General features: G+C 57.2%; 20 protein-coding genes. 4 read left to right on the top strand and 16 right to left on the bottom strand.

What is annotated here, in order from left to right:
• The first annotated feature begins 139 nt into the window (after window positions 1–139).
• Window positions 140–358 (top strand): hypothetical protein, encoded by a 219-nt coding sequence (locus ACYZUC_RS16755; protein WP_461989359.1) that lies wholly within the window; start codon window positions 140–142, stop codon window positions 356–358.
• 199 nt (window positions 359–557) lie between these two features.
• Here the strand turns inward: ACYZUC_RS16755 and ACYZUC_RS16750 are convergent, their stop codons facing one another.
• Genes ACYZUC_RS16750 through ACYZUC_RS16735 form a run of 4 tightly spaced genes read right to left on the bottom strand, consistent with a single transcriptional unit; the run spans window position 558 to window position 5,658 of the window.
• Window positions 558–965, bottom strand: a complete 408-nt coding sequence (locus tag ACYZUC_RS16750; protein ID WP_461989358.1) for a TetR family transcriptional regulator — start codon at window positions 963–965, stop codon at window positions 558–560.
• Window positions 962–2,845, bottom strand: a complete 1,884-nt coding sequence (locus ACYZUC_RS16745; protein WP_461989357.1) for a site-specific integrase — start codon at window positions 2,843–2,845, stop codon at window positions 962–964. Before ACYZUC_RS16745 ends, ACYZUC_RS16750 begins: the two co-directional genes overlap by 4 nt.
• Window positions 2,842–4,515: a hypothetical protein gene (locus ACYZUC_RS16740; protein WP_461989356.1), complete on the bottom strand. Its 1,674-nt coding sequence runs from the start codon at window positions 4,513–4,515 to the stop codon at window positions 2,842–2,844. The genes ACYZUC_RS16745 and ACYZUC_RS16740 overlap by 4 nt, the downstream gene beginning before the upstream one ends.
• Window positions 4,516–4,518: 3 nt before the next feature.
• Window positions 4,519–5,658, bottom strand: a complete 1,140-nt coding sequence (locus ACYZUC_RS16735; RefSeq protein ID WP_461989355.1) for a tyrosine-type recombinase/integrase — start codon at window positions 5,656–5,658, stop codon at window positions 4,519–4,521.
• A 161-nt stretch (window positions 5,659–5,819) separates the two neighbouring features.
• On the opposite strand from ACYZUC_RS16735, the gene ACYZUC_RS16730 reads away from it, so the two are divergent.
• Window positions 5,820–6,554 carry an ArsR/SmtB family transcription factor gene (locus ACYZUC_RS16730; RefSeq protein WP_461989354.1) on the top strand — a complete coding sequence of 245 codons (735 nt, stop codon included), beginning with the start codon at window positions 5,820–5,822 and terminating at the stop codon, window positions 6,552–6,554.
• 124 nt (window positions 6,555–6,678) lie between these two features.
• On the opposite strand, the gene ACYZUC_RS16725 is transcribed toward ACYZUC_RS16730, so the two are convergent.
• The 6 genes from ACYZUC_RS16725 to ACYZUC_RS16700 all read right to left on the bottom strand — a co-directional run bounded on the left by ACYZUC_RS16725 (window position 6,679) and on the right by ACYZUC_RS16700 (window position 12,915).
• On the bottom strand, window positions 6,679–7,632 hold the full coding sequence (locus tag ACYZUC_RS16725; RefSeq protein WP_008031333.1) for an adenosine deaminase: 954 nt from the start codon (window positions 7,630–7,632) through the stop codon (window positions 6,679–6,681).
• An 81-nt stretch (window positions 7,633–7,713) separates the two neighbouring features.
• Window positions 7,714–8,679: an isopenicillin N synthase family dioxygenase gene (locus ACYZUC_RS16720; RefSeq protein WP_461989353.1), complete on the bottom strand. Its 966-nt coding sequence runs from the start codon at window positions 8,677–8,679 to the stop codon at window positions 7,714–7,716.
• A 144-nt stretch (window positions 8,680–8,823) separates the two neighbouring features.
• Window positions 8,824–9,906: a BMP family ABC transporter substrate-binding protein gene (locus tag ACYZUC_RS16715; protein ID WP_461989352.1), complete on the bottom strand. Its 1,083-nt coding sequence runs from the start codon at window positions 9,904–9,906 to the stop codon at window positions 8,824–8,826.
• 342 nt (window positions 9,907–10,248) lie between these two features.
• Window positions 10,249–11,607 (bottom strand): 8-oxoguanine deaminase, encoded by a 1,359-nt coding sequence (locus ACYZUC_RS16710; RefSeq protein WP_461989351.1) that lies wholly within the window; start codon window positions 11,605–11,607, stop codon window positions 10,249–10,251.
• A gap of 245 nt (window positions 11,608–11,852) precedes the next feature.
• Window positions 11,853–12,539 carry an SDR family oxidoreductase gene (locus tag ACYZUC_RS16705; protein ID WP_461989350.1) on the bottom strand — a complete coding sequence of 229 codons (687 nt, stop codon included), beginning with the start codon at window positions 12,537–12,539 and terminating at the stop codon, window positions 11,853–11,855.
• Between the two features lie 25 nt (window positions 12,540–12,564).
• On the bottom strand, window positions 12,565–12,915 hold the full coding sequence (locus ACYZUC_RS16700) for a MerR family transcriptional regulator (protein WP_192227000.1): 351 nt from the start codon (window positions 12,913–12,915) through the stop codon (window positions 12,565–12,567).
• An 82-nt stretch (window positions 12,916–12,997) separates the two neighbouring features.
• Here ACYZUC_RS16700 and ACYZUC_RS16695 point away from each other — a divergent pair, with 82 nt between their 5' ends.
• Window positions 12,998–13,438, top strand: a complete 441-nt coding sequence (locus tag ACYZUC_RS16695; protein ID WP_461989349.1) for a hypothetical protein — start codon at window positions 12,998–13,000, stop codon at window positions 13,436–13,438.
• 40 nt (window positions 13,439–13,478) lie between these two features.
• On the opposite strand, the gene ACYZUC_RS16690 is transcribed toward ACYZUC_RS16695, so the two are convergent.
• From ACYZUC_RS16690 to ACYZUC_RS16665, 6 genes are all read right to left on the bottom strand, one after another.
• Window positions 13,479–14,405 carry an ABC transporter permease gene (locus ACYZUC_RS16690; protein ID WP_461989348.1) on the bottom strand — a complete coding sequence of 309 codons (927 nt, stop codon included), beginning with the start codon at window positions 14,403–14,405 and terminating at the stop codon, window positions 13,479–13,481.
• On the bottom strand, window positions 14,405–15,511 hold the full coding sequence (locus ACYZUC_RS16685) for an ABC transporter permease (protein ID WP_461989347.1): 1,107 nt from the start codon (window positions 15,509–15,511) through the stop codon (window positions 14,405–14,407). Before ACYZUC_RS16685 ends, ACYZUC_RS16690 begins: the two co-directional genes overlap by 1 nt.
• A gap of 11 nt (window positions 15,512–15,522) precedes the next feature.
• The gene (locus tag ACYZUC_RS16680; RefSeq protein ID WP_461989346.1) at window positions 15,523–17,088 is read right to left on the bottom strand and encodes an ABC transporter ATP-binding protein; all 1,566 of its coding nucleotides are present in this window, start codon (window positions 17,086–17,088) and stop codon (window positions 15,523–15,525) included.
• A 531-nt stretch (window positions 17,089–17,619) separates the two neighbouring features.
• The gene (locus ACYZUC_RS16675) at window positions 17,620–18,201 is read right to left on the bottom strand and encodes an IMPACT family protein (protein ID WP_461989345.1); all 582 of its coding nucleotides are present in this window, start codon (window positions 18,199–18,201) and stop codon (window positions 17,620–17,622) included.
• Between the two features lie 7 nt (window positions 18,202–18,208).
• Window positions 18,209–18,859 carry a TetR/AcrR family transcriptional regulator gene (locus ACYZUC_RS16670; RefSeq protein ID WP_008031358.1) on the bottom strand — a complete coding sequence of 217 codons (651 nt, stop codon included), beginning with the start codon at window positions 18,857–18,859 and terminating at the stop codon, window positions 18,209–18,211.
• A 210-nt stretch (window positions 18,860–19,069) separates the two neighbouring features.
• Window positions 19,070–19,990 (bottom strand): LysR family transcriptional regulator, encoded by a 921-nt coding sequence (locus ACYZUC_RS16665; protein WP_008031360.1) that lies wholly within the window; start codon window positions 19,988–19,990, stop codon window positions 19,070–19,072.
• Between the two features lie 124 nt (window positions 19,991–20,114).
• Between ACYZUC_RS16665 and aptA the strand changes: the two genes are divergently transcribed.
• Entirely contained in the window at window positions 20,115–21,464 is a 1,350-nt protein-coding gene (aptA, locus tag ACYZUC_RS16660) for an omega-aminotransferase AptA (protein WP_192227006.1), read from the top strand.
• Window positions 21,465–21,468: the final 4 nt, after the last annotated feature.

Raw genomic sequence — 21,468 nt, 5'->3', positions numbered from 1 at the left:
GGGCGTGCTGGTCAAATTCGGTCCAAAGGATTATCAGGTCGAATGCAAACAGCTGGGTAGGTCTGGGTAGTCAACCACCAGTCTAAGCCAACGTCGAGATGAGCTAAGCTTCCGACATCATTATTCAAGGACGACCGTCATGCCAAATAGCTCAGACTGCAAAATCGCCACAGCAGACGCACTGACATTGCTCCTCCACAACCAGCACGCCCTAAGTGCAGCGATAGAAGAAATAACCAAGTGGCTCTCAGAAAATAGAGTAGGCAGTGTCGCCGCTAATGCGATGTCGGCCATGGAAACGTTGGACACTAATGCTCAAGCCATCACAGATTCCATTTTAAGAATACGCCAGTCATAGATTACTCAGCGCAAGACTGCCATCTGATTTGAGTGGCCTCTGATTTTGTAGTCCCAATTGACTGACAGGTATTGGCCGCTCTCTGACGTCCATGGTTACAGAGCGCTGGTGATTTCGATGCAGATGACTGGTCAGGTCAAAAGCAAATAGGTATTCACGTCTCTAACCTAGAAAACACATAACTTGTCGGCTCACTGGGTCATAAAAAATTCGAGTGTAGGTCAATTACTTTTGGATCATTTTTTTTTGCTTTCAAATACCGATTTTCGATCAGAAGGACCTCGTTTAGAGAGGCGAGGCTGGCCATCTTCGCTCGTAGCTCTTCGATTTCCTTGCGCAATGCACGATTCTTCTCTCGCACAGTGCGTAGGTGTTGTTGCTTCACGTCTCGCTGAGCACGGCTAGATCGGCATTGAATCTCGCGAATTGCTTCGGCTAGATTTGGGTAGTAGTTGTGAATCAGTGCTGCAGAAACGCCCGCTTCACGTGCGACTGCCGCGATAGTAACTTTTTTCTCGCCTGATTTCGACCGGCCATGTTCAAGTCGAGAGAGCGCAAGCTTCAGTTCCTTTTCACGGATATCGGAGGATTTACGTGTAATAGTCATGCTGGACTGTCCTCAGGATCATAGCCAAGCTGAATTAATACATCGCGATAGCGCTTTATATCTCGTAGTATACGCACTCGACCGCTTTCGCCAATATCCTTCGATTCCAATAGATCTTTGAGGTTGTTATAAAACTGCCTGTAGATGCCAAGATGACCGCGACCGATCACGGCGTTATTGCAATCACTGCAACGCGTCTTTTCGAATGTGTTTCCTATACAGTGGTTATTGTCGGCGGTGCACCATGCATGTCCGTTACTGCGTATAGCGGTGCTCTCGGAAATTGAAGAAATCATTGTTTGTTGGTCTTTAAATATAGCAAGATTAACGGGGTCTCGCTGCCATTGTTTAAGGGAGCGTCCATATCCGCCAGCCAACGAAATGTCATCCAGCCAAGTTTCTACGGTGCCAAGTTTTATGTCTTCGAATTCCGTTTGGATTTCAGCGTAAAGCTCTAGATCTAAGTGTCTACCCCAATTTTCATCCATGGCATAGCCAAGCATCATGTCCATACTCCAGTGTGCAAAATGCTCACGCAGATAGCGCAGATCGCCGAATCGACTGTGCGCTACATAGTTAGCAAATTTACGGCGAAATTGGTGAGTGGTGAGATGCCAGTTCTGCCCTACATCCTTTGCAAAGGCTTTTATATAGCGATTCCAAGCTGTTAAGGACAGTGTTCGGGCTTGACGCCCCTTTATTCCAAGAAATAACGCATGAAGATGCTTCTGCGCTCGGGCAATTTCAGGGTCGTGTGAGTTAATTTGACGTCGTGTAGCAATCTCTTTTGCGATCGTTTTCTGATAAGGCTCTGCCCAACGCTCCATTACTCGCAGTGCTCGCACTGCGCTTTCGGGGATCATCCAATCGTGCATTCCGACGTTCGTTTTTTCCGACAGAGAGCGCATCCAGTGAAAAATTGTACCATCATCGTCCTCCGTGCGATGGAGCGAGCCCGCGTTCACATTCGCCAGTTCGTGATTGCGACAACCTGTGGTACTTGCTAGGACGATGTAGCATGCAGTACGCAGCTCTAATAGTGTCTTGTTAAATACCTCCAAGCCTCCCTTCCAGCCTAAAGCGGCAAGCTGGCAGTTTTTATTGTATATGATTGAGTTGGCAGGCGCGTTCTTTTTGCAAGTAGAACCGATAATATCAATTGCATCGCGCAAATCGAGAAGGGCTTTTCCGTGCTGCACCTGTTGATAGGCTTTTTCGAACAATTTGCAAAATACCGCGTCCGGAATTAATGGTGTTTTGTTTCCTCCGTTGACGCACGAATCGCTTCCGGTCAATCCGGCCAGAAATTTAGACGAGCTACCTGGCCAGGGTGGGATAGGAACGGGGTCAAGCGTATATTGACTTAATTCATAAATTGCTTCGACCGCCCTGAATCGCAATAGCAAGTGTGACTTTGACGGTGCTTTTCCACTACGTAGTACAATTGCTTTGCAGTCGGTGACGTAGTTCAAAAATATTATAGGGTTTATTGCACTAAGGCATCCGACTCTGAGAGTGTCCAAATATCGAAGGAAGGGGATGGCGCTGTCGAAAAAATTTCCTAGCGTCCCACCTTTTGGCTTTAACTGGCCTTCCCGACCTCGGCGCATATAGCGATACATAATTGCTTTCATTACAGCCCTAAATGTTGCGGGCACGCGTTGAAAATCTAGGCGTCCGTGAGAGGGTTGTATGTTGCTCGGCAAATCGACAAACTGCCAGGAGTCGTCACTATATCGACTGCGGACGACCCACTTCCCTTCGATTCGGATAGCGCAAACAATTAGCGCGTCACGTGCGTCTTCGGCAAGTTCCCGCACATCGTTAGACTGTGATTCAATGTAAGACGTAAACAGCATGTCTGCGGAGGTTTTACTCATATGAACTCCGCGAAGTTTGTTATAATTTCAGACGACCAAAATAGGTCCGGCTTGGCGCGAGCCTGCTCACGTGCAGCGTTTACAGACGAGGGCTTGAAATAGCCGCGTCGCAAACCCTCAGCCACAATGTATTTATCGATTAACCGAGGAATGTGTGCGAAATCTCGCGCCCAACGCTGCTTGTCCATGTTTTTTCGTTCAGCGAACACACGGAAGTAGAAACTGTAGAGCTTGTAAAGATCGTCACCTGTGATCACATAATGTCGACAGCGCACACAATTCAGAAAGTTGATACACGTGGCACCTTCTTTTTTGGGAGCATACTGACCGTTCACCGGGTCACCACAGCGCCCCAATGGGGTTGTTTTATAGGTTGCGCCGATTGTGTGGCTCAGTAGCTCCTTGACAAGAATCTCCCCCATGAATCGCCAGTTACGTTTGGAGTCTTCATTGGGGGTAAGATAGTTTCGCCCAGCAACTTGCGTTGAGTTGCCAAGTGCAATGGCAGTAGTGGCGAGGTCTCCGTCCAAAAGTTCAAAGATTCGATTCGCAAATGTTTTCCGCAGGCGAGAGATGTTTATCCGCATTGGCTTTCCATCGCTATCTGTGAGTTTGTAGTCAACAACAAGCTTTTGTATGCAGCAAGATAGACGATGTTGCGTTAGTGCATTAACTTGGCCTTCAGTTTGGTTCGGCTGATAGAGCCAAACCCGAGACTGAAGTGAGGTGGGGGTTATTGGCAGTAGGGGGGCAGTGCGTGTGATTATACGTCGGATCAATCGTTCGACACTGGACTTTATGGTCGGCATCGACTCTAAGTGGCGTTCATGTGCGCTATCTGCACGGAGAATTACTTTACTGTTGTTATGTCCGCGACGTTTCCATAAGATCAGAAAAGCACTATCGTCTTTAGGATGGCGGTGCAAACAATCGCGTCCCATTTCTAATAGTGGGGTCGTGTTTCGTCCCGTATGAAGTGCTACTATCAATAAGGCGTAGACTAAAAGATCGCTAGTTAGTGGGATGTCATCGCACCATATTGGCATAACTGCTTGTTTGATAGCGGATACGAACGCTTGGCGCTGCTTCTTTGGTAGCGGTGTCTCACCCTTACTTTGACGATTGCTATTGGGAAAAGGGTTCCGCGGGAAGGTTGCTGCATCACCTGACGCTTCCAGTATAAATAGCTTTCGGCGACCAAGTGCCTGTAAAACTGACTTTGCATTCGAGTAACGCACTTTTTGAGTTATGAACGACAGGCCCTGATCACGAAGGTGGTGTAGATAGCTATCAATTATCTCTCGATTGATATCAGCCAAGGTTATTTCGTGTTGGAGCGCGGACGCGTATAGCAGTAAAAAGTCAAGGAAGGATTGCAGTCCGTTATGACAGTAGCTGCAGATGGTACTTATCTCTACTTCAGAGTCCTGTCCGATGACGAACCGCTCGATTTGCCTCTGGCAGGCATAAGTGACTGAATCGATATTTACACCGTACCAGCGTGCGAAATCAAAGCTTCGCCGACTCGTCGCATTTGGCCCAAATACCACTTGCGTGCACGGTGGTGGAATCGCCTCAGGGCTTGCTTCGATATGCCAGTCCTGATCAGATAAACCTTCGATCGGTGGAATGCGAAGATTAGTTTTAGTGTAGATCTTACGTTTGCGCATTGATTATTCCAAGCATTCGCTAAGTTCGTCGTCATAGGCAAGAACTGCGCTATCAGCCCGGTCGTTGATCAAATGTAAGTACACCATTGTTGTTTGGATTGAACTGTGTCCCAATTGCCGCTGCAAAAACACTAGGGGGTCAATACCACTACTGTTGCGCTGAAGGGCAACCAAGGTATGGGTGGCATAGGTGTGGCGCAACATGTGAGGATGGGCAGAAATACCAACCTTCCTCCCAATTGTTCTCACTATGCGCTCAAAACCCTTACCATCGTTGGCAAAGCGCTTACCAAATTGATTTAAGAAGAGAGGCTTTAGCAGAGTTGGACTTAACGCTGCCCTCTCTCCGCGAACCTGAACAACATAGCGATACAAATCGGACATGAAGTTTGTGCTGATAAAAATGTCGCGTGGCTTGCCGCCTTTTGTCAGCATGCCGTGGCCATCATTCGGGTCGAGGCTAATCCGAATATTACGATCGTGGTTACTGAGCTTCGCGGGGTCTACTACATACGAAAGAGGAAACGTTGCGATTTCCTCGCGGCGAAGACCTGTCTGTAGCGCGAGCTTGATCATCATCCGGTGATGTGGATTCTCAGCGGCCCCTACCAGTGACCTGACCTCATCTAGGCTTAAAAATTTCGGCAATGTTCGATGCTTACGAGGCATGATGTCGTTCGCCATGGCTTTGCCGCCGCTAGCATCGACGTGGCCAAGAAAACCAGTCCCGCGTTTCACCGTTCGCTCTTCGTAGCTGTACGGCAACCCGCTTACCCATCTACTTGCGTGTGCGTATTCATAAAATTTACACACATAGTGCAAGCGTTGCCTGATCGTCGTTATTGCCAGCTTGCATTCGTCTTTGGAGTAGCCTCGATAGGCAGCAAGAAGGCCCTTTGCGTCGCCTCGATCAACATCGCGCCAATCAAGATTGTGGGCCTGAAGGAAGCTGAAGTAGTCATATAGCGCACGCCCTATGCTAGGCCAGGATTTCTTGGAGCCGATGACGCCACGCAGTAGGTAATGGCGAACGAAATCATTGGCGGGAACGCAACTCTCCATCGTGTCCCATAACAAGATCGGAAATCCAGGATAAGGGCGCCCAGCTATCACCAGATCTTGTGTAGCCCAAACAAGCTCCATCAGCTGGCTCCTTCACCTCAAGCGTATCAACAAATCTTGTCTCACTGAGTCAGCACTCGGTGCTTCAAGACCCTCTGAAGACCCTTTTCACTGTTCTGAGGTGTGTATTCACCCAATATTGCAACGCTAGATCATTGCTAACGTTTAGCAAGCGCCAGTACATGGAACATGCACCTTGCATCAGCCAGATCGCCACGTTGCTGGCTGACCCAAAGCGCAGCGCAATGATGTGGGCCTTGATGGACGGCTCAGCGCGACAAACCGAAGAGCTGGCCTTGCTGGCCGGCCTGTCACCGTCTTCGGCCAGTGCACACCTGGGGCGTTTGTCCGCCGGAGGTCTGTTGAAAGTCGAAACCCGTGGCCGCAAGCGGTTTTTCCGCCTGGCCGCGCCCGAAGTCGGCGCTGCGATAGAAGCACTGGCCAGTGCGACGATTGCCAGCACACCCCGGGGCACCCCGGACGTTTTCAAACGCGCCGCACCTCTCTCCAAACCTCAGGCGGCACCTTCGTCGTTGTTGCGCGCACGACTCTGCGACGATCATTTGGGGGGCACTTTGGCCGCCGACCTTTACCAGCGTTTGCTGGATACGGGCTGGATCGAACAGTTCGAGCAGCGGGTGTCGATCACCCACAAGGGCGCCACGCAATTGGCCAAGCGCGGTGTGTTCGTCCAGGCGCTGGCGCACAGCACCCATCGCGCCGCTTGCGCCTGCCCCGACTGGAGCGAAAGACGTCCGCACATGGGTGGTTCACTCGGCGCGGCGTTGCTGCAATTGTTCATGCAGTCTGGCTGGCTGAGTTTGCCGAACGATTCGCGCGCCTTGCACGTCACCGCGACGGGGCAGCGTGAAATCCATCGCTTCGCCAAGGAAACCGAGCTGGAAATGGCGTTGTAGTACACGACACGCGAACCCTGTAGGAGCTGGCTTGCCGGCGATGAGGCCTTCACATTCAACATCAATGCTGAATGTAAAGGCCTCATCGCCGGCAAGCCAGCTCCTACAGTTATCTTCGGTGTTCCTACGGTTTAACCAACCGCGCATCCAGGCTGTTTTGCGCCAGGCGTTTGGCCTGATCCTGGGTCATGCCCAGATCGGTGTACAGCGCATGGAAGTTCTCGGTCACATACCCGCCGAAGTACGCCGGGTCGTCCGAGTTCACCGTGACTTTCACGCCGCGCTCAAGCATGTCGAGAATGTTGTGCTGGGACATGTGATCGAACACGCAGAGCTTGGTGTTCGACAACGGGCACACGGTCAACGGGATCTGCTCGTCGATGATCCGCTGCATCAGGCGCTCGTCTTCGATGGCGCGCACGCCATGGTCGATGCGCTGGATTTTCAGCAAGTCGAGGGCTTCCCAGATGTACTCGGGCGGGCCTTCTTCACCGGCGTGGGCGACGGTCAGGAAGCCTTCGTGACGGGCGCGATCAAACACGCGCTGGAACTTGCTCGGCGGGTGACCCATTTCCGAACTGTCCAGGCCGACGGCCACAAACGCATCGCGGAACGGCAGCGCCTGATCGAGGGTTTTCTGTGCTTGTTCTTCGCTCAAGTGACGCAGGAAGCTCAGGATCAAACCGCTGGTGATGCCCAGTTGCTGCTCGCCATCCTTCAGTGCGGCAGCGATGCCGTTGAGCACCACTTCGAACGGGATTCCACGGTCGGTGTGGGTTTGCGGGTCGAAGAACGGTTCGGTGTGAATCACGTTCTGCGCCTTGCAACGCAACAGGTAGGCCCAGGTCAGGTCGTAGAAATCCTGCGAAGTGCGCAGCACGTCGGCGCCCTGGTAATACAGGTCGAGAAACTCTTGCAGGTTGTTGAAGGCGTACGCCTTGCGCAGGGTTTCGACATCGCTCCACGGCAGGGCGATCTTGTTGCGTTCGGCCAGGGCGAACAGCAGCTCGGGTTCCAGCGAACCCTCCAGGTGCAAGTGCAGTTCTGCCTTGGGCAGGGCGTTCAGCCAATCGTACATTGTAGAAATCTCATCAGGTGCAATGGCGGCATTCTACAGATGCTCGCCGCAACAATTGGTAAAACCTGACCAAGAGGTTCATTACCCCGCCTCTTGCTCTCGCCGATAAGCATAGGTGTCGGCGAAGCGCGAGAGCAGGAATTCGGCGCAGGTGGTGACCGGGTATTTCGCCGGGTGAAGGGCATCCTGACAACCGGGCAGGCATTCGATGCGCGTGTCGGGGTGCGGCTCGGCGAAGAATGGCATCGAGTAACGGTCCACACCCAGCGGACTGATCACCCGGTGCGGCGTCGACAGATAACGGTCGTTGCTCCAGCGCGCCATCATGTCGCCGAGGTTGACCACGAAAGTGCCTTCGATGGGCGGCGCGTCGATCCAGTCGCCTTGCACGTTACGCACTTGCAGGCCACCGGCCGCGTCCTGATACAGCAGGGTGATGCAGCCGTAATCGGTGTGGGCACCGGCGCCTTGCTGATCTGCGGAGCTGGCGGTGTGGCGCGGCGGGTAGTGGATCATCCGCAGCACGCTGACCGGTTCATGGAAGCGCGTGTCAAAGAAGTCGCGCTCGATGTTCAGCGCCATCGTCATCGCGCGCAACAGGGTTTGAGCCAGTGCCTGCATGTCGACGTAGTGCTGCTCCATGAGCGCTTCCCAGCCGGGCATCGAGGGATGACGGTTGGGGCCGCGCAGCGGTTTTTCTGCCAGCACTTGCGGGTGATCGGCCGGCAGGTGCAGGCCCATGTCGAAGGTTTCTTTCAGGTCACTGGGCTTGCTCGGGTCGAGCTGTTCGGTGGCGATGGCGCCGTAGCCGCGATGGTGTCGGGTCTGGGTGATGTCGATGCTGAGCTTTTCGGCGGCGGGCAGGGCGAAGAAGCGTCGGGCGTGATCAAGCACGGCGTCGATGCGTGCGGTACTGATCGGGTGACCCTTGATGTAGAAAAAGCCCCACTCGCGACAGGCGCGGTCGATGCGTGTGGCGACGGATTGCCAGGCGGTCTGGTCATCGCTGTAGAGCGGGGCGATGTCGATAATGGGGAGGCTGTTCATGCGCAGTCCTTAAAAACGGTGATATTCCTTTGTGGGAGCGAGCCTGCTCGCGAAAGCGGTGTGTCAGCCAACAACAATGTTGAATGTGCTGGCGCTTTCGCGAGCAGGCTCGCTCCCACAGGTACTGTGTGTTTCACAAAGGGGTTACTTCGGTATCTCGGCCTTCATGCCTTCAACGTAGTAATTCATCGAGGCCAGTTCCGCGTTGCTCGCCGTCGCGCCCGCCGCAATTTTCTCCACGCCCGCCTGATCCTTGATCGGTCCGGTAAACGGATGCAGCGCACCGCTCTTGATGTCCGCGATGATCTGTTCGGCCTCGGCTTTCACCGGCGCCGGCACCAGGTCGCTGATCGGCAGTTCAACCGTGCCTTCCTTCAAACCGCCCCAGTAATCCTGCGACTTCCACGCATGCTCGATCACGCTTTGAGTCGCCTGAATGTAGTGCGGTGCCCAGTCGTTGACGATTGAGGTCAGCACCGCTTTCGGCCCGAAGTGCGCCATGTCCGAAGCGTAGCCCACGGCATACACCCCGCGACGCTCGGCGGCCTGAATCGGCGCCGGGCTGTCGGTGTGCTGGAACACCACATCCACGCCTTGATCGATCAACGCGTTGGCGGCGTCGGCTTCCTTGCCCGGGTCGAACCAGGAATTGACCCACACCACTTTGATCTCGGTACCGGGGTTGTATTTGTTCAGAGCCAGTTGAATGGCGTTGATGTCGCGGATCACTTCCGGAATCGGGAACGAAGCGACGTAGCCGATCTTTTTGGTCTTGGTCATTTTCGCCGCGAGGAAGCCGCCGACGTAGCGACCTTCATAGGTGCGCGCCAGGTAGGTGCCGAGGTTCTTGTCCTGCTTGTAGCCGGTGGCGTGTTCGAAGGTCACCTTGGGAAACTGTTTCGCGACTTTCAGGGTCGGGTTCATGTAGCCGAAGGAGGTGGTGAAGATCAGGTCGTAGTTGTCCTTGGCCATGTTGCGGATCACCCGCTCGGCGTCGGCGCCTTCGGCGACGTTTTCCACGTAGTTGGTAGTGATCTGGTTGCCGAACTTCTCGGCCAGCGCCTTGCGTCCCTGTTCATGCTGATACGTCCAGCCGTGATCGCCGATCGGGCCGATGTAGACGAAGCCGACTTTCAGCGGGTCAGCGGCGCTGGCGGTCAGGCTGGCGCTCAGACCGAGGGTTGCAGCGACGGCGCACAGCAGCTTCTTCAACGGACGTTTATGCATGAATTCCCACTCCATTTTGTTTTGAGGTTGGAGGGGGCAATGCAAATTACTGACCAACAGGACAACAAATATTCGAAACCGTGTGATGGCCTTCGCGGGCAAGCCTCGCTCCTACAAGAGCAACGTCGACATGTAGGAGCGAGGCTTGCCCGCGAAGAGGCCCGCAAAGCCAATAAAGTGCATGGCCATGCAGGGTTGCCATCCACTGGTGCGCTAAGGTGTCACGAAACGCCCGCAGTCAGTCGGTGGTCAACATCGCCATTGGGGCTTTAAAAAGCATCGCCGGCAAGCCGGCTCCTACAGGTATCGCGCAGGAGCCGGCTTGCCGGCGAAGGTGTCCGATCAGACGCCAGCGATCAACTGCCGGGCCGCCTGGCTGTGATCGGCGATCAAGCCTTTGAGATCCAGCCCCTCAACCTGCCCGTCGATCACTCGCCACTTGCCTCCCACCATCACCCGATCCGCCCGATCCGCACCACATAACAGCAATGCCGAAACCGGGTCATGGCTACCGGAAAACCGCAGCTCATCCAGTTTGAACAACGCGAGGTCCGCCTGCTTGCCCACCGCCAGTTCACCGATATCGGTACGCCCGAGCAAACTCGCCGAGCCCTTGGTCGCCCACCCCAACACCAATTCCGGCGTGATCTTCTCGGCGCCATAACGCAGCCGCTGGATGTACAGCGCCTGACGGGTTTCGAGCATCATGTTCGACGCATCGTTGGAGGCCGAGCCATCCACGCCGAGGCCCAGCAACGCGCCGGCGGCGGTCAGCTCCAGCGTCGGGCAGATGCCGGACGCGAGGCGCATGTTCGAGCTCGGGCAATGGCAAATGCCGGTGCCGGCCGCGCCGAGGCGGGTGATTTCATCCGGGTTGAAGTGGATGCCATGCGCCAGCCAGGTGCGCGGGCCGAGCCAGCCGACGCTGTCCAGATAATCCACGGTGCGCAGGCCGAAGCGTTGCAGGCAGAAGTCTTCTTCGTCGAGGGTTTCCGCCAGGTGCGTGTGCAGGCGCAAGTCGAGTTTGTTCGCCAGTTCGGCGCTGGCAGACATGATCTCCGGGGTCACCGAAAACGGTGAGCACGGCGCCAGGGCGATCTGGATTTGCGCGCCATCGCCACGCTCGTGGTACTCGGCGATCAGACGCTGACTGTCGTCGAGGATCACTTCGCCTTCCTGCACGGTCTGCTGCGGGGGCAGGCCGCCGTCCTTCTCGCCCAGACTCATGGAACCTCGGGTCAACATGGCGCGCATGCCGAGGTCGCGGACGCTTTCGACTTGCACGTCGATGGCATTTTCCAGGCCTTTCGGGAACAGGTAATGGTGATCGGCGGCGGTGGTGCAGCCGGACAGCAGCAACTCGGCCAGCGCGACTTTCGTGGCAAGGGCGAGTTTTTCAGGGGTGAGGCGTGCCCAGACCGGGTACAGGGTTTTCAGCCAAGGGAACAACGGCTGATTGACCACCGGCGCCCAGGCGCGGGTCAGGGTTTGATAGAAGTGGTGATGAGTGTTGATCAGCCCCGGCAGGATCACATGCTCGCGAGCATCGAATACTTGTCCACAGGGGGCGGACGGTTGCTGGCCGGCGGCGAGCACTTCGACGATCAAGCCGTCTTGCACAACCAGGCCGCCACGGGCATCGAGGCCATTGGCAGTGAAGATCGCGAGGGGGGTTTTTAACCAGGTACGGGTCGCAGGCATGTTGGCCGGCTCCTCTGAAAGTTGGGTTCAGGTTAGCCAGCTCAGTGATTACCCTGTCTGCTGATCCAGGGTCGCCGCGGGGACGAGGTGCGGAGTGTCGAACAAATCTGCCTTCAGGGCAAGACCGGCCCGACAGGACGGTAAATAACCTGTAGGAGCCGGCTTGCTGGCGATAGATTCAGCGCGGTATCACTGAAAGACCGAGGTGTCTCGATCGCCAGCAAGCCGGCTCCTACAGGTGTGGATTACCAGGGAATGGTTTCGCCCTTGTAGTTGACGAAGTGGTGCCCACCCTTGCCGGTGTACGCATTCACCTGATCCACCAACCCACGCACACTGGTTTCCACATCGATATCAGCGCCTTCACCGCCCATGTCGGTTTTCACCCAGCCCGGATGCAGCGACAGCACCGTCAGTTTCTGATCGCCCAGTTGCGTCACAAAGCTATTGGTCATCGAGTTCAATGCAGCCTTGCTCGCCTTGTACAACGCCAGTTCCGGCGCGTCCGGCATGGTCACGCTGCCGAGCACCGAACTCATGAACGCGAGTACGCCAGTCTCCGGACGAATCTGCCCGGCAAACCGCTGAGCCAGGTTGATCGGTGCCACCGCGTTGGTGAAAAACAACTGACCGACTTCAGCCAGCGTCGCACCGCCCGGCGTCTGCACATCAGGGCCTTTTACCCCGGCATTCACGAACAACAGATCAAACACTTCGCCCTTGAGCTGCTGACTCAGGGCAATGACGGCCTGCTGATCATCCATGTCGAGTTTTTCGATCCGCACCTTGCCCAGCGCCTGCAAGGCGTCGGCGTTCTGCGGGTTGCGCACGGTGGCGGTGACTTGCCAGCCGTCGGCCAGCAGGGTTTTCACCAGACCGAGGCCCAGGCCCCGGGAGGCGCCGATGATGAGTGCGGTTTTTACCTTGGACATGAGTGGCTTCCTTGATGAATGAGGATCACGGATTTAATGGACAACGCTGCCCGAGCCGTTGCTGCAACTCGTTGCGCAACGCGCCGAGTTCGTCCATTCGGGTTTCGATCAGTTTGAGTTTGTCTTGCAGCAATTGCGTGACGGCGCTGTCCGGATCGGGCGACTGCCACAACGCGGCGACGCTGTTGCCGATCTCGCCGAGGGTAAAGCCCAGCCGTTGAGCGGTCTTGATGTAGAGCACCAGTTGCACCATGTCATCCGGATATTCGCGATAACCGTTGGCACTACGTTGCGCCGCGATCAACCCGCGCTGCTCGTAGAAGCGCAGCGTGTCGCGGCTGACGGCGCTGGCCTGGGCTAATTCACCGATGCGCATGCTGATGTCTCGAGAGGGCTTGACCCTGGAGCATACTCCAGGCTTTAGGCTTGTTGCTCCCTGAATTTATGGAGCAGTGCCGATGTGGACTTCAACGCAATATCGCCGCGTGGTGCGCGGCAGCGCCTGGTATGACTTGATCGTGACGGCGGCGTTTGTCACGCCGTGGAGTTTTGCGGCGTTGCATGGGTTGTTGGCGGGTTTGAGTCAGGCTTTGGATTTGCCCGGCGAACTGCCGGCGTTTGAGCCGATGCACATGTTGATGGCGAACCTGTTGGGCTCGATCGTGTGCGTGTGGGCGGTGCTGCGGATTCGGGATCCGCAGCAGGTTTATGGCCGATATGACGCGGTCGGCAGATTCCTGTTCTCCACTTGGCAGCTCTATGCCTTGCTGCATGGCGCCAGTTCGCTGTTGGTGATTTTTCTGGTCTTTGAATTGGCTTGGGGCGTTGTTCAGGTGTTGCCTGTGCGGACGCCTTCGCGGGCAAGCCACGCTCCTACAGAATTTGCGCCAAACCTGTAGGAGCGAGGCTTGCCCGCGAAGAGGCCGGAGCAGACAACCCCTAATGCCCACCCTGCCAAGGCTGCCCCAACGACACCGGCGCATACAACCGTGTGCGCACGGCATCCCGCGACAGCAGCACCAACACCACAGTCGTCGCGACATACGGCAGCATCGCCAGCAGACTCGACGGAATCGCCAGCCCCAACCCCTGCGCCACCAGGTGCAGGATGCTGGCGAGCCCGAACAGATACGCCCCCAGCAGCAATCGCCATACCCGCCAACTGGCAAACACCACCAGCGCCAGGGCAATCCAGCCGCGACCGGCGCTCATGTTCTCCGCCCACATCGGCGTGTAGGCCAGCGACAGATACGCCCCGGCCAACCCCGCCATCGCGCCGCCGAACAGCACCGCCAGCGTCCGTACGCCCAACACCGGCAAGCCCATCGCACTGGCCGCATCCGGGTTTTCGCCGACGGCCTGAATGATCAGCCCGACACGACTTTTCACAATCACCCACGCCACCAGCGCAAACAACGCGAACGACAGATACACCAGCAGATCCTGTGCAAACAGCATCCGCCCGATCAGCGGGATCTCGCTCAGTAAAGGGATCGCCACCGGCTCAAAACCCGCCAGCGGTTTACCGACCCATGACGCACCGACAAAGGTCGACAGGCCCACACCAAAGATCGTCAGCGCCAACCCGGTGGCCACCTGATTGGCGTTGAACACCAGCGCCACCAACGCAAACAGCGACGACAGCAACATCCCGGCGAGCATCGCCAGCAACACGCCAAGCCACAGGTTGCCACTGTTCAACGCGACAATAAAACCGATCACCGCGCCAAACAGCATCATGCCTTCCTGGCCGAGGTTGAGGACGCCGCTCTTCTCACAAATCAACTCACCCAGCGCCACCAACAGCAACGGCGTGCCGCAGCGCACCATGGCGTAGAAAATATTGCTCAACAGATCGATATCCATCACAGCGCTCCTGCTTGTACGACGGTGGCTGATGCGCGACGCGTCCAGCGCAAATGCAAACGCGGTCGGTAGAGAATCAGCACGTCACTGGCCAGCAGGAAAAACAGCATCATGCCCTGGAACAATTGCGTGATCGCTTGCGGCAGATTCATGCTCATCTGCGCGTTCTCGCCACCGATGTACAGCAATGCCATCAACAGGCTGGAAAACAGAATGCCGATCGGATTGAGCCGCCCGAGAAATGCCACGGTGATCGCGGCGTAGCCATAGCCGGGCGAGACTTGCGGCACCAACTGACCAATCGGCCCGGTGACTTCACACACGCCGGCCAGCCCCGCCAAACCGCCGCTGACCAACAGCGCCAGCCAGATCAGCCGTTTCTCGCGAAACCCGACAAAACCCGCCGCACGCTTGTCCAGCCCGAGCACTTTGATCTGGAACCCGACAAAGCTTTTCTGCAGCAACACCCACACCGTCACCAACGCGAGCAGGGCAAAATAAACGCCGGCATGTACTCGACCGTCCTCCATCAACAACGGCAAACGGCTGGCATCGCCGAACATCGCCGACTCCGGAAAGTTGAACCCGGCCGGATCCTTCAGTGGCCCGTGCACACAGAACAGCAGCAGGTTCAGGGCGATGTAATTGAGCATGATGCTGGTGAGGATTTCGTTGGCATTGAAGCGCGTGCGCAACCACGCCGTCAGCCCGGCCCACGCCGCGCCGGCCAACGTGCCGACGAGCAGGATCAACACCAATGCCCAGCGACTTTGCAGACCGATGATGTTCACCGCCAACGCACTGCCGGCCAGCGCGCCGAGCAGCAATTGACCTTCGGCGCCGATGTTCCAGATCCGTGCCTGATACGCCACGGCCAGACCCAAGGCGCAGAGCAGAATCGGCAACGCCTTGACCAACAATTCGGAGACGCCATACAAGTCGCTGACCGGGGCGATCAGCAAGGTGTGCAATGTCAACAACGGGTCATGGCCCAACGCGATAAACAGCAGCGAGCCGCAGGCCAATGTCAGGGCCGCTGCCAATAACGGCGAGCACCACAGCATCAGGCGCGATTGCTGGCCACGGGGTTCGAGGGAAAGCAGCATGTGAAACTCCGTTAAACCGTTGCGGGTGCAAGTGATTGAGGGGCGTCGAACTGGCCGGCCATCCAGCCGCCGACGTCGATCAGGCGGGTGTCGACGGTCGCCCTGAGCGGCGACAAGCGTCCGCTGCACAAGGCGCCGAGGCGGTCGCTGATCTGGAACAGTTCGTCGAGGTCTTCGGAGATCACCAGGATCGCTGCGCCTGCATCGCGCAAGGCAATCAGCGCCCGGTGAATGGTTGCGGCGGCGCCGACGTCCACGCCCCAGGTCGGGTGCGCGGCCACCAGCAGTTTTGGTTGCTGAAGAATTTCCCGACCGAGGATGAATTTCTGCAAGTTGCCACCGGACAGACTGCGAGCCGGCGTTTGCGCATCGGGTGTCTTGACGCCGAAGCGGCGGATGATTTCTTCGGCCAGCGCCTTGACCTTGGTCCGCCGGATCAGCCCGTTGCGCACCAGGCCTTGTTGAAAGGCGCTGAGCAGGGCGTTGTCGGCCAGGCTCAATTCCGGCACCGCACCGTGCCCCAACCGTTCGGCGGGGACGAAGGCCAAGCCAAGTTTTCGGCGGGCATCCGGCGGCAAATGAGCCACCGCTTGCCCGTCAAAACGCAGGGTTGCACCGTCATTGCGGTGCAGGCGTTGTTCGCCACTGAGCAGCGCCAGCAACTCATCCTGGCCATTGCCTGCCACCCCGGCGATGCCGACGATTTCGCCACGGCGTACGTGCAGGTCGATGTCCTTCAGCGAGCAGCCAAACGGATCGGGGTTGTGCCACGACAATGCGTTCACGTTCAAAAATGCATCACCGCCCACAACCTTCGGGTAATCGGTGATCAGATCGGCCGCTTCCCCGACCATCAACTTCGCCAGTTGCTGATCCGAGCATTGCGCCGGCACGCAATGCCCCGCCACACGACCGCCGCGCAGCACCGTGGCGCTGTGGCACAACGCACGCACTTCACCGAGCTTGTGGCTGATAAACAGAATGCTGCAGCCCTCGGCCGCGAGCCGACGCAGGGTGACGAACAATTCGTCGGCCTCTTGCGGGGTCAGCACCGAGGTCGGTTCATCGAGAATCAGCAGGCGGATGTCCTGCATCAGGCACCGAATGATTTCCACCCGCTGCCGTTCGCCAATCGACAGGCTGTGGACAAGTCGCTCCGGTTCCACTGCCATGCCGTAGCGCCGGGACACTTCACGAATTTTTGGCTCAAGTTGTTTCGGTGTACCGGCCGCCGCGCCCATCGCCAGCGCAATGTTCTGCGCCACGCTGAGGGTTTCGAACAACGAGAAGTGCTGGAACACCATGCCGATTCCCAAACCGCGAGCCTGAGCCGGGTTGCGCATGGCCACGCGCTGGCCTTGCCAGATCATCTCGCCAGAATCAGCGTGGGTGACGCCGTAGATGATTTTCATCAACGTACTTTTGCCCGCGCCGTTTTCGCCGAGCAGCGCGTGGATTTCGCCGGGCGCAATACTCAGGTCGATGGCATCGTTGGCCAGGCAACCCGGGTAGCGTTTGCTGATTCTGCGCAGTTGCAGGCGAGGCGTTTGGTCGGGGATCGGCACGGGGTTGGGCATGACAGGCTCGGGTCGATGGGAGTTGTGCCTGTGGATAAAGCAATTTCCTGGCCATTGAGTCAGGAAAATTGAAAATGCTTGCCGGCCAAGGCATCGGGCGCGCCGCTTCGCCACATTTCGATCCCAACGCAGCACCACATAAGGGCGAAGCGGTAGATCAGGCTCCGGTTTTGCGCAGCTCGATTTGGTCAAAAAACGAGCAACCCTTTGCAAGCCATGCCGGATATGGGGCCGCGCCAGCCATGAACGGGTTATCCACAGATTGCTCCACAGTATTTGTGCGCAAGCGCAAAGCTCGGGCATAAGCACTGAGCGGCTATCTTCTAAAGGCGATAAACCACGCTAACTGATTGTTTTTACGTGGATTTAGTCTTTTTGAAGGCGGATTGGACGAAAAGTGAGCAATGCCCGCAAAGCCGCATGACAGAAGGGTTACAGCGGTATGTGCTCAGGTTATCCACAGCCGGGTGCACAGTAGATGTGGGCAAATACATGGGATCGATAGAAGGGCGTTGAGCGTTGTTGGTGCGCTCAGCGCTGCAACAGAATGCGCCCGCGACTCAAATCGGCCAGTTGCGTTTGCAGGGTGTCGATCTGTGCTTCGCCCATCGCCAATTTCAGCTCCACACCGTTGGCCGTGAACGTTTCTTCCACAACCAACCCGCCAAGTTCGGCCACCCGCAGTTTCACCAGCGTCAATTCGCCAAACCCGCAGGCGCAACTTAGCGGTACGCGGCTGATCAGCTCAACTTTCGGTGCCGCTTGCAGGCACTTGTTCGCGCCGCCGCCATAAGCCCGGGCGAGGCCGCCGGTGCCGAGTTGAATGCCGCCATACCAACGGATCACCAGCACCGCGACCTGGTCGCAATCCTGTGCATCGATGGCCGCCAGAATCGGGCGCCCGGCGGTGCCACCAGGCTCTCCGTCATCGGTGCTGCGGTATTGGGCGCCGAGTTTCCACGCCCAACAATTGTGCGTGGCGTTCAGATCGCTGTGCTGCTCGATGAACGCCTGGGCTTCAGCAGGGCTGCTGATCGGTGCGGCGAAGGTGATGAAGCGGCTTTTGCGAATCTCTTCGCGGTATTCGCAAAAGCCGCTGAGGGTATAAGGCATAGGAGTCTTAAATGGCTGGAGTCAGGCCGCAGCCTTTGAGAATGATGCGGATCAGGTTGTCGCCGGCGTCTTCCATGTCTTGCTTGGTCAGCTTGGTGCGGCCGCTGACACGGCAAATCTGCGTGGCAAAGTCCGCGTAATGCTGGGTGCTGCCCCACAACAGAAAGATCAGGTTGACCGGGTCGACCGGGTCCATTTTGCCAGCGTCGATCCACGCTTGAAACACCGCCGCCCGGCCCTGGAACCAGGCGCGGTAATCCTGGTTGAAATATTCGGTCAGGCATTCACCGCCGCTGATCACTTCCATGGCGAAGACTCGCGAGGCTTGCGGCTGGCGGCGGGAGAATTCCATCTTGGCGCGAATGTACCGCGTCAGCGCTTCGGCCGGATCATCCTCGGCGGTGAGGGTGTTGAAGGTGCTGTCCCACAACTGCAGGATGTTGCTCAGCACCGCCACGTACAACCCGAGCTTGTTGGTGAAGTAGTAATGCAGGTTCGCTTTGGGCAACCCGGCATTCAGGGCGATAGTGTTCATGCTCGTGCCTTTGAACCCGTGACGGGCGAACTCGTCTTCGGCGGCTTTGATGATGGTCTCTTCGTTCTTCTGACGAATGCGGCTGGCAGGTTTGCCGCCGTGAGCGGGGACTTCAAAGGTCATAGGCACTTCCGAACAGGTGGGTGGGTGCAACCAATGCGTTGATAGCGCAACCACAGTTTCCAGACAAGTCCTGAAGCAATAAAACCCCGAACACCACAAATCCCCGTAGGAGCGAAGCTTGCTCGCGAAGGCGTCTTAACATTCAACATTGATGTTAATTGAGCCGACGCCTTCGCGAGCAAGCTTCGCTCCTACAGGTTTCCACCTTATTCAGCGTGTTGCAGCCAGGCTCTCTAAAAAGCTTTCCAGCACTAGATGCGGGCGACGTCCCTTACGTGTCACCGATGCAAGGCTCAAGTCATAAAACCGTGCTGTCGGTTTCAGCGCGCGCAAGCGCCCTTGCTGCACCCAGAGGCTGGCGTAGTGGTCCGGCAGGTAACCGATGTAGCGCCCGGTGAGAATCAGAAACGCCATGCCTTCGCGGTCTGACGCACTGGCGGTGCAATTGAGTGCCTGGTAATGCGCCTGAATCTCGGCCGGCAGGCGGAAGGTCGGGGCGATGGCGTCCTGACTGTTGAGGCGCTCGTCATCCAGTTGTTTGTCGTCGACATAAAACAACGGATGACCAACCGCGCAATACAGCAGCGAACGTTCGCTGTAGAGCGGCTGATATTCCAGCCCCGACAGGGCGCTTGCCTGCGGCACCACGCCGACATGCAAGCGGCCGTCGAGCACGCCTTGCTCGACTTCATTGGGCGCGATCATGCGGATCTGAATCTGCACGTCCGGCCCGCGTTCCTTCAATTGCGCCAACGCGTGAGTGATGCGCATGTGGGGCAGGGTGACCAGGTTGTCGGTGAGGCCGATGGTCAATTCGCCGCGCAGGTGTTGGTGCAGGCCGTTGACCTCGGTGCGGAAACTTTCCAGCGCACTCAATAGCTGCAATGCCGATTGATACACCTCGCGGCCTTCTTCGGTCAGGGAAAACCCGGCGCGGCCTCGTTGGCACAGGCGCAGGCCGAGGCGCTGTTCCAGGTCGCTCATCTGTTGGCTGATCGCCGAGCGGCCGATCCCGAGCACCGACTCCGCCGCCGAGAAACCGCCGCATTCCACCACGCTGCGAAAAATCCGCAGCAAGCGGATATCAAAGTCGCTGACTTGTGCCAGAGGATCGGGGCGTCGAGTGCTCATAGTTTAGTGCTGGCCTGACTGAACGTTAGAAAAGTTGGATTTCACCGACTTTATCCCCGTGGCAATTTAGCTGCAAGAACGCTTTTCATCTCCACGCCGCTTATTGCCTTGCGAGGTTTTGCCCATGAACTTGCCTGAAAACGCCCCGAACTCCCTGGCCAGCCAGCTCAAGCTCGATGCTCACTGGATGCCCTACACCGCCAACCGAAATTTCCAGCGCGATCCGCGACTGATCGTGGCGGCCGAAGGTAGTTGGCTGACGGACGACAAGGGTCGCAAGGTCTACGATTCGCTGTCCGGTCTGTGGACCTGCGGCGCCGGGCACACCCGCAAGGAAATCCAGGAAGCGGTTGCCAAGCAGTTGGGCACCCTCGATTACTCGCCGGGCTTCCAGTACGGTCACCCGCTGTCGTTCCAACTGGCGGAAAAAATCACCGACCTGACGCCGGGCAATCTGAATCACGTGTTCTTCACCGACTCGGGTTCCGAGTGCGCTGACACTGCGGTGAAGATGGTCCGCGCTTACTGGCGTCTGAAAGGCCAGGCGACCAAAACCAAAATGATCGGCCGCGCCCGTGGTTACCACGGTGTGAACATCGCCGGCACCAGCCTCGGCGGCGTCAACGGCAACCGCAAAATCTTCGGTCAGGCGATGATGGACGTCGATCACCTGCCGCACACCTTGCTGGCGAGCAATGCTTACTCGCGTGGCATGCCAAAAGAGGGCGGTATCGCTTTGGCCGATGAGCTGCTCAAGCTGATCGAGCTGCATGACGCTTCGAACATCGCCGCCGTATTCGTCGAGCCAATGGCCGGTTCCGCTGGCGTGCTGGTTCCGCCTGAGGGCTACCTCAAGCGTCTGCGCGAGATCTGCGATCAGCACAACATCCTGCTGGTGTTCGACGAAGTGATCACCGGTTTCGGCCGTACCGGTTCGATGTTCGGCGCTGACAGCTTCGGCGTGACCCCGGACCTGATGTGCATCGCCAAGCAAGTCACCAACGGTGCGATCCCGATGGGCGCGGTGATTGCCAGCTCCGAGATCTACCAGACCTTCATGAACCAGGCGACGCCTGAGTACGCGGTGGAATTCCCGCACGGTTACACCTATTCCGCGCATCCGGTGGCTTGCGCCGCTGGCCTGGCCGCACTCGACCTGCTGCAAAAAGAAAACCTGGTGCAGAGCGTGGCCGACGTCGCACCGCATTTCGAAAATGCACTGCACGGCCTCAAGGGCTCGAAAAACATCATCGACATTCGTAACTACGGGCTGGCCGGTGCGATCCAGATCGCGCCTCGTGACGGCGATGCCATCGTGCGTCCGTTCGAAGCGGGTATGGCGCTGTGGAAAGCCGGGTTCTACGTGCGCTTTGGCGGCGACACCCTGCAGTTCGGCCCAACCTTCAACAGCAAGCCGCAAGACCTTGATCGTCTGTTTGACGCGGTCGGCGAAGTGCTGAACAAAATCGACTGATTTC

Source organism: Pseudomonas sp. GT1P32 (assembly GCF_054897805.1).
Note: the sequence above shows the minus strand (reverse complement) of the source record. Positions and strands in the feature narration are given on the sequence as shown.

Bases quoted from the DNA above. Each gene is read 5' to 3' on its own strand.
- ACYZUC_RS16745 (WP_461989357.1), bottom strand. From the start codon at position 2,845: ATGAGTAAAACCTCCGCAGACATGCTGTTTACGTCTTACATTGAATCA.
- ACYZUC_RS16720 (WP_461989353.1), bottom strand. From the start codon at position 8,679: ATGAACAGCCTCCCCATTATCGACATCGCCCCGCTCTACAGCGATGAC.
- ACYZUC_RS16710 (WP_461989351.1), bottom strand. From the start codon at position 11,607: ATGCCTGCGACCCGTACCTGGTTAAAAACCCCCCTCGCGATCTTCACT.
- aptA (WP_192227006.1), top strand. From the start codon at position 20,115: ATGAACTTGCCTGAAAACGCCCCGAACTCCCTGGCCAGCCAGCTCAAG.
- ACYZUC_RS16700 (WP_192227000.1), bottom strand. From the start codon at position 12,915: ATGCGCATCGGTGAATTAGCCCAGGCCAGCGCCGTCAGCCGCGACACG.
- ACYZUC_RS16705 (WP_461989350.1), bottom strand. From the start codon at position 12,539: ATGTCCAAGGTAAAAACCGCACTCATCATCGGCGCCTCCCGGGGCCTG.
- ACYZUC_RS16680 (WP_461989346.1), bottom strand. From the start codon at position 17,088: ATGCCCAACCCCGTGCCGATCCCCGACCAAACGCCTCGCCTGCAACTG.
- ACYZUC_RS16730 (WP_461989354.1), top strand. From the start codon at position 5,820: ATGGAACATGCACCTTGCATCAGCCAGATCGCCACGTTGCTGGCTGAC.
- ACYZUC_RS16750 (WP_461989358.1), bottom strand. From the start codon at position 965: ATGACTATTACACGTAAATCCTCCGATATCCGTGAAAAGGAACTGAAG.
- ACYZUC_RS16690 (WP_461989348.1), bottom strand. From the start codon at position 14,405: ATGGATATCGATCTGTTGAGCAATATTTTCTACGCCATGGTGCGCTGC.
- ACYZUC_RS16670 (WP_008031358.1), bottom strand. From the start codon at position 18,859: ATGACCTTTGAAGTCCCCGCTCACGGCGGCAAACCTGCCAGCCGCATT.
- ACYZUC_RS16665 (WP_008031360.1), bottom strand. From the start codon at position 19,990: ATGAGCACTCGACGCCCCGATCCTCTGGCACAAGTCAGCGACTTTGAT.
- ACYZUC_RS16675 (WP_461989345.1), bottom strand. From the start codon at position 18,201: ATGCCTTATACCCTCAGCGGCTTTTGCGAATACCGCGAAGAGATTCGC.
- ACYZUC_RS16685 (WP_461989347.1), bottom strand. From the start codon at position 15,511: ATGCTGCTTTCCCTCGAACCCCGTGGCCAGCAATCGCGCCTGATGCTG.
- ACYZUC_RS16725 (WP_008031333.1), bottom strand. From the start codon at position 7,632: ATGTACGATTGGCTGAACGCCCTGCCCAAGGCAGAACTGCACTTGCAC.
- ACYZUC_RS16715 (WP_461989352.1), bottom strand. From the start codon at position 9,906: ATGCATAAACGTCCGTTGAAGAAGCTGCTGTGCGCCGTCGCTGCAACC.
- ACYZUC_RS16740 (WP_461989356.1), bottom strand. From the start codon at position 4,515: ATGCGCAAACGTAAGATCTACACTAAAACTAATCTTCGCATTCCACCG.
- ACYZUC_RS16735 (WP_461989355.1), bottom strand. From the start codon at position 5,658: ATGGAGCTTGTTTGGGCTACACAAGATCTGGTGATAGCTGGGCGCCCT.
- ACYZUC_RS16695 (WP_461989349.1), top strand. From the start codon at position 12,998: ATGTGGACTTCAACGCAATATCGCCGCGTGGTGCGCGGCAGCGCCTGG.
- ACYZUC_RS16755 (WP_461989359.1), top strand. From the start codon at position 140: ATGCCAAATAGCTCAGACTGCAAAATCGCCACAGCAGACGCACTGACA.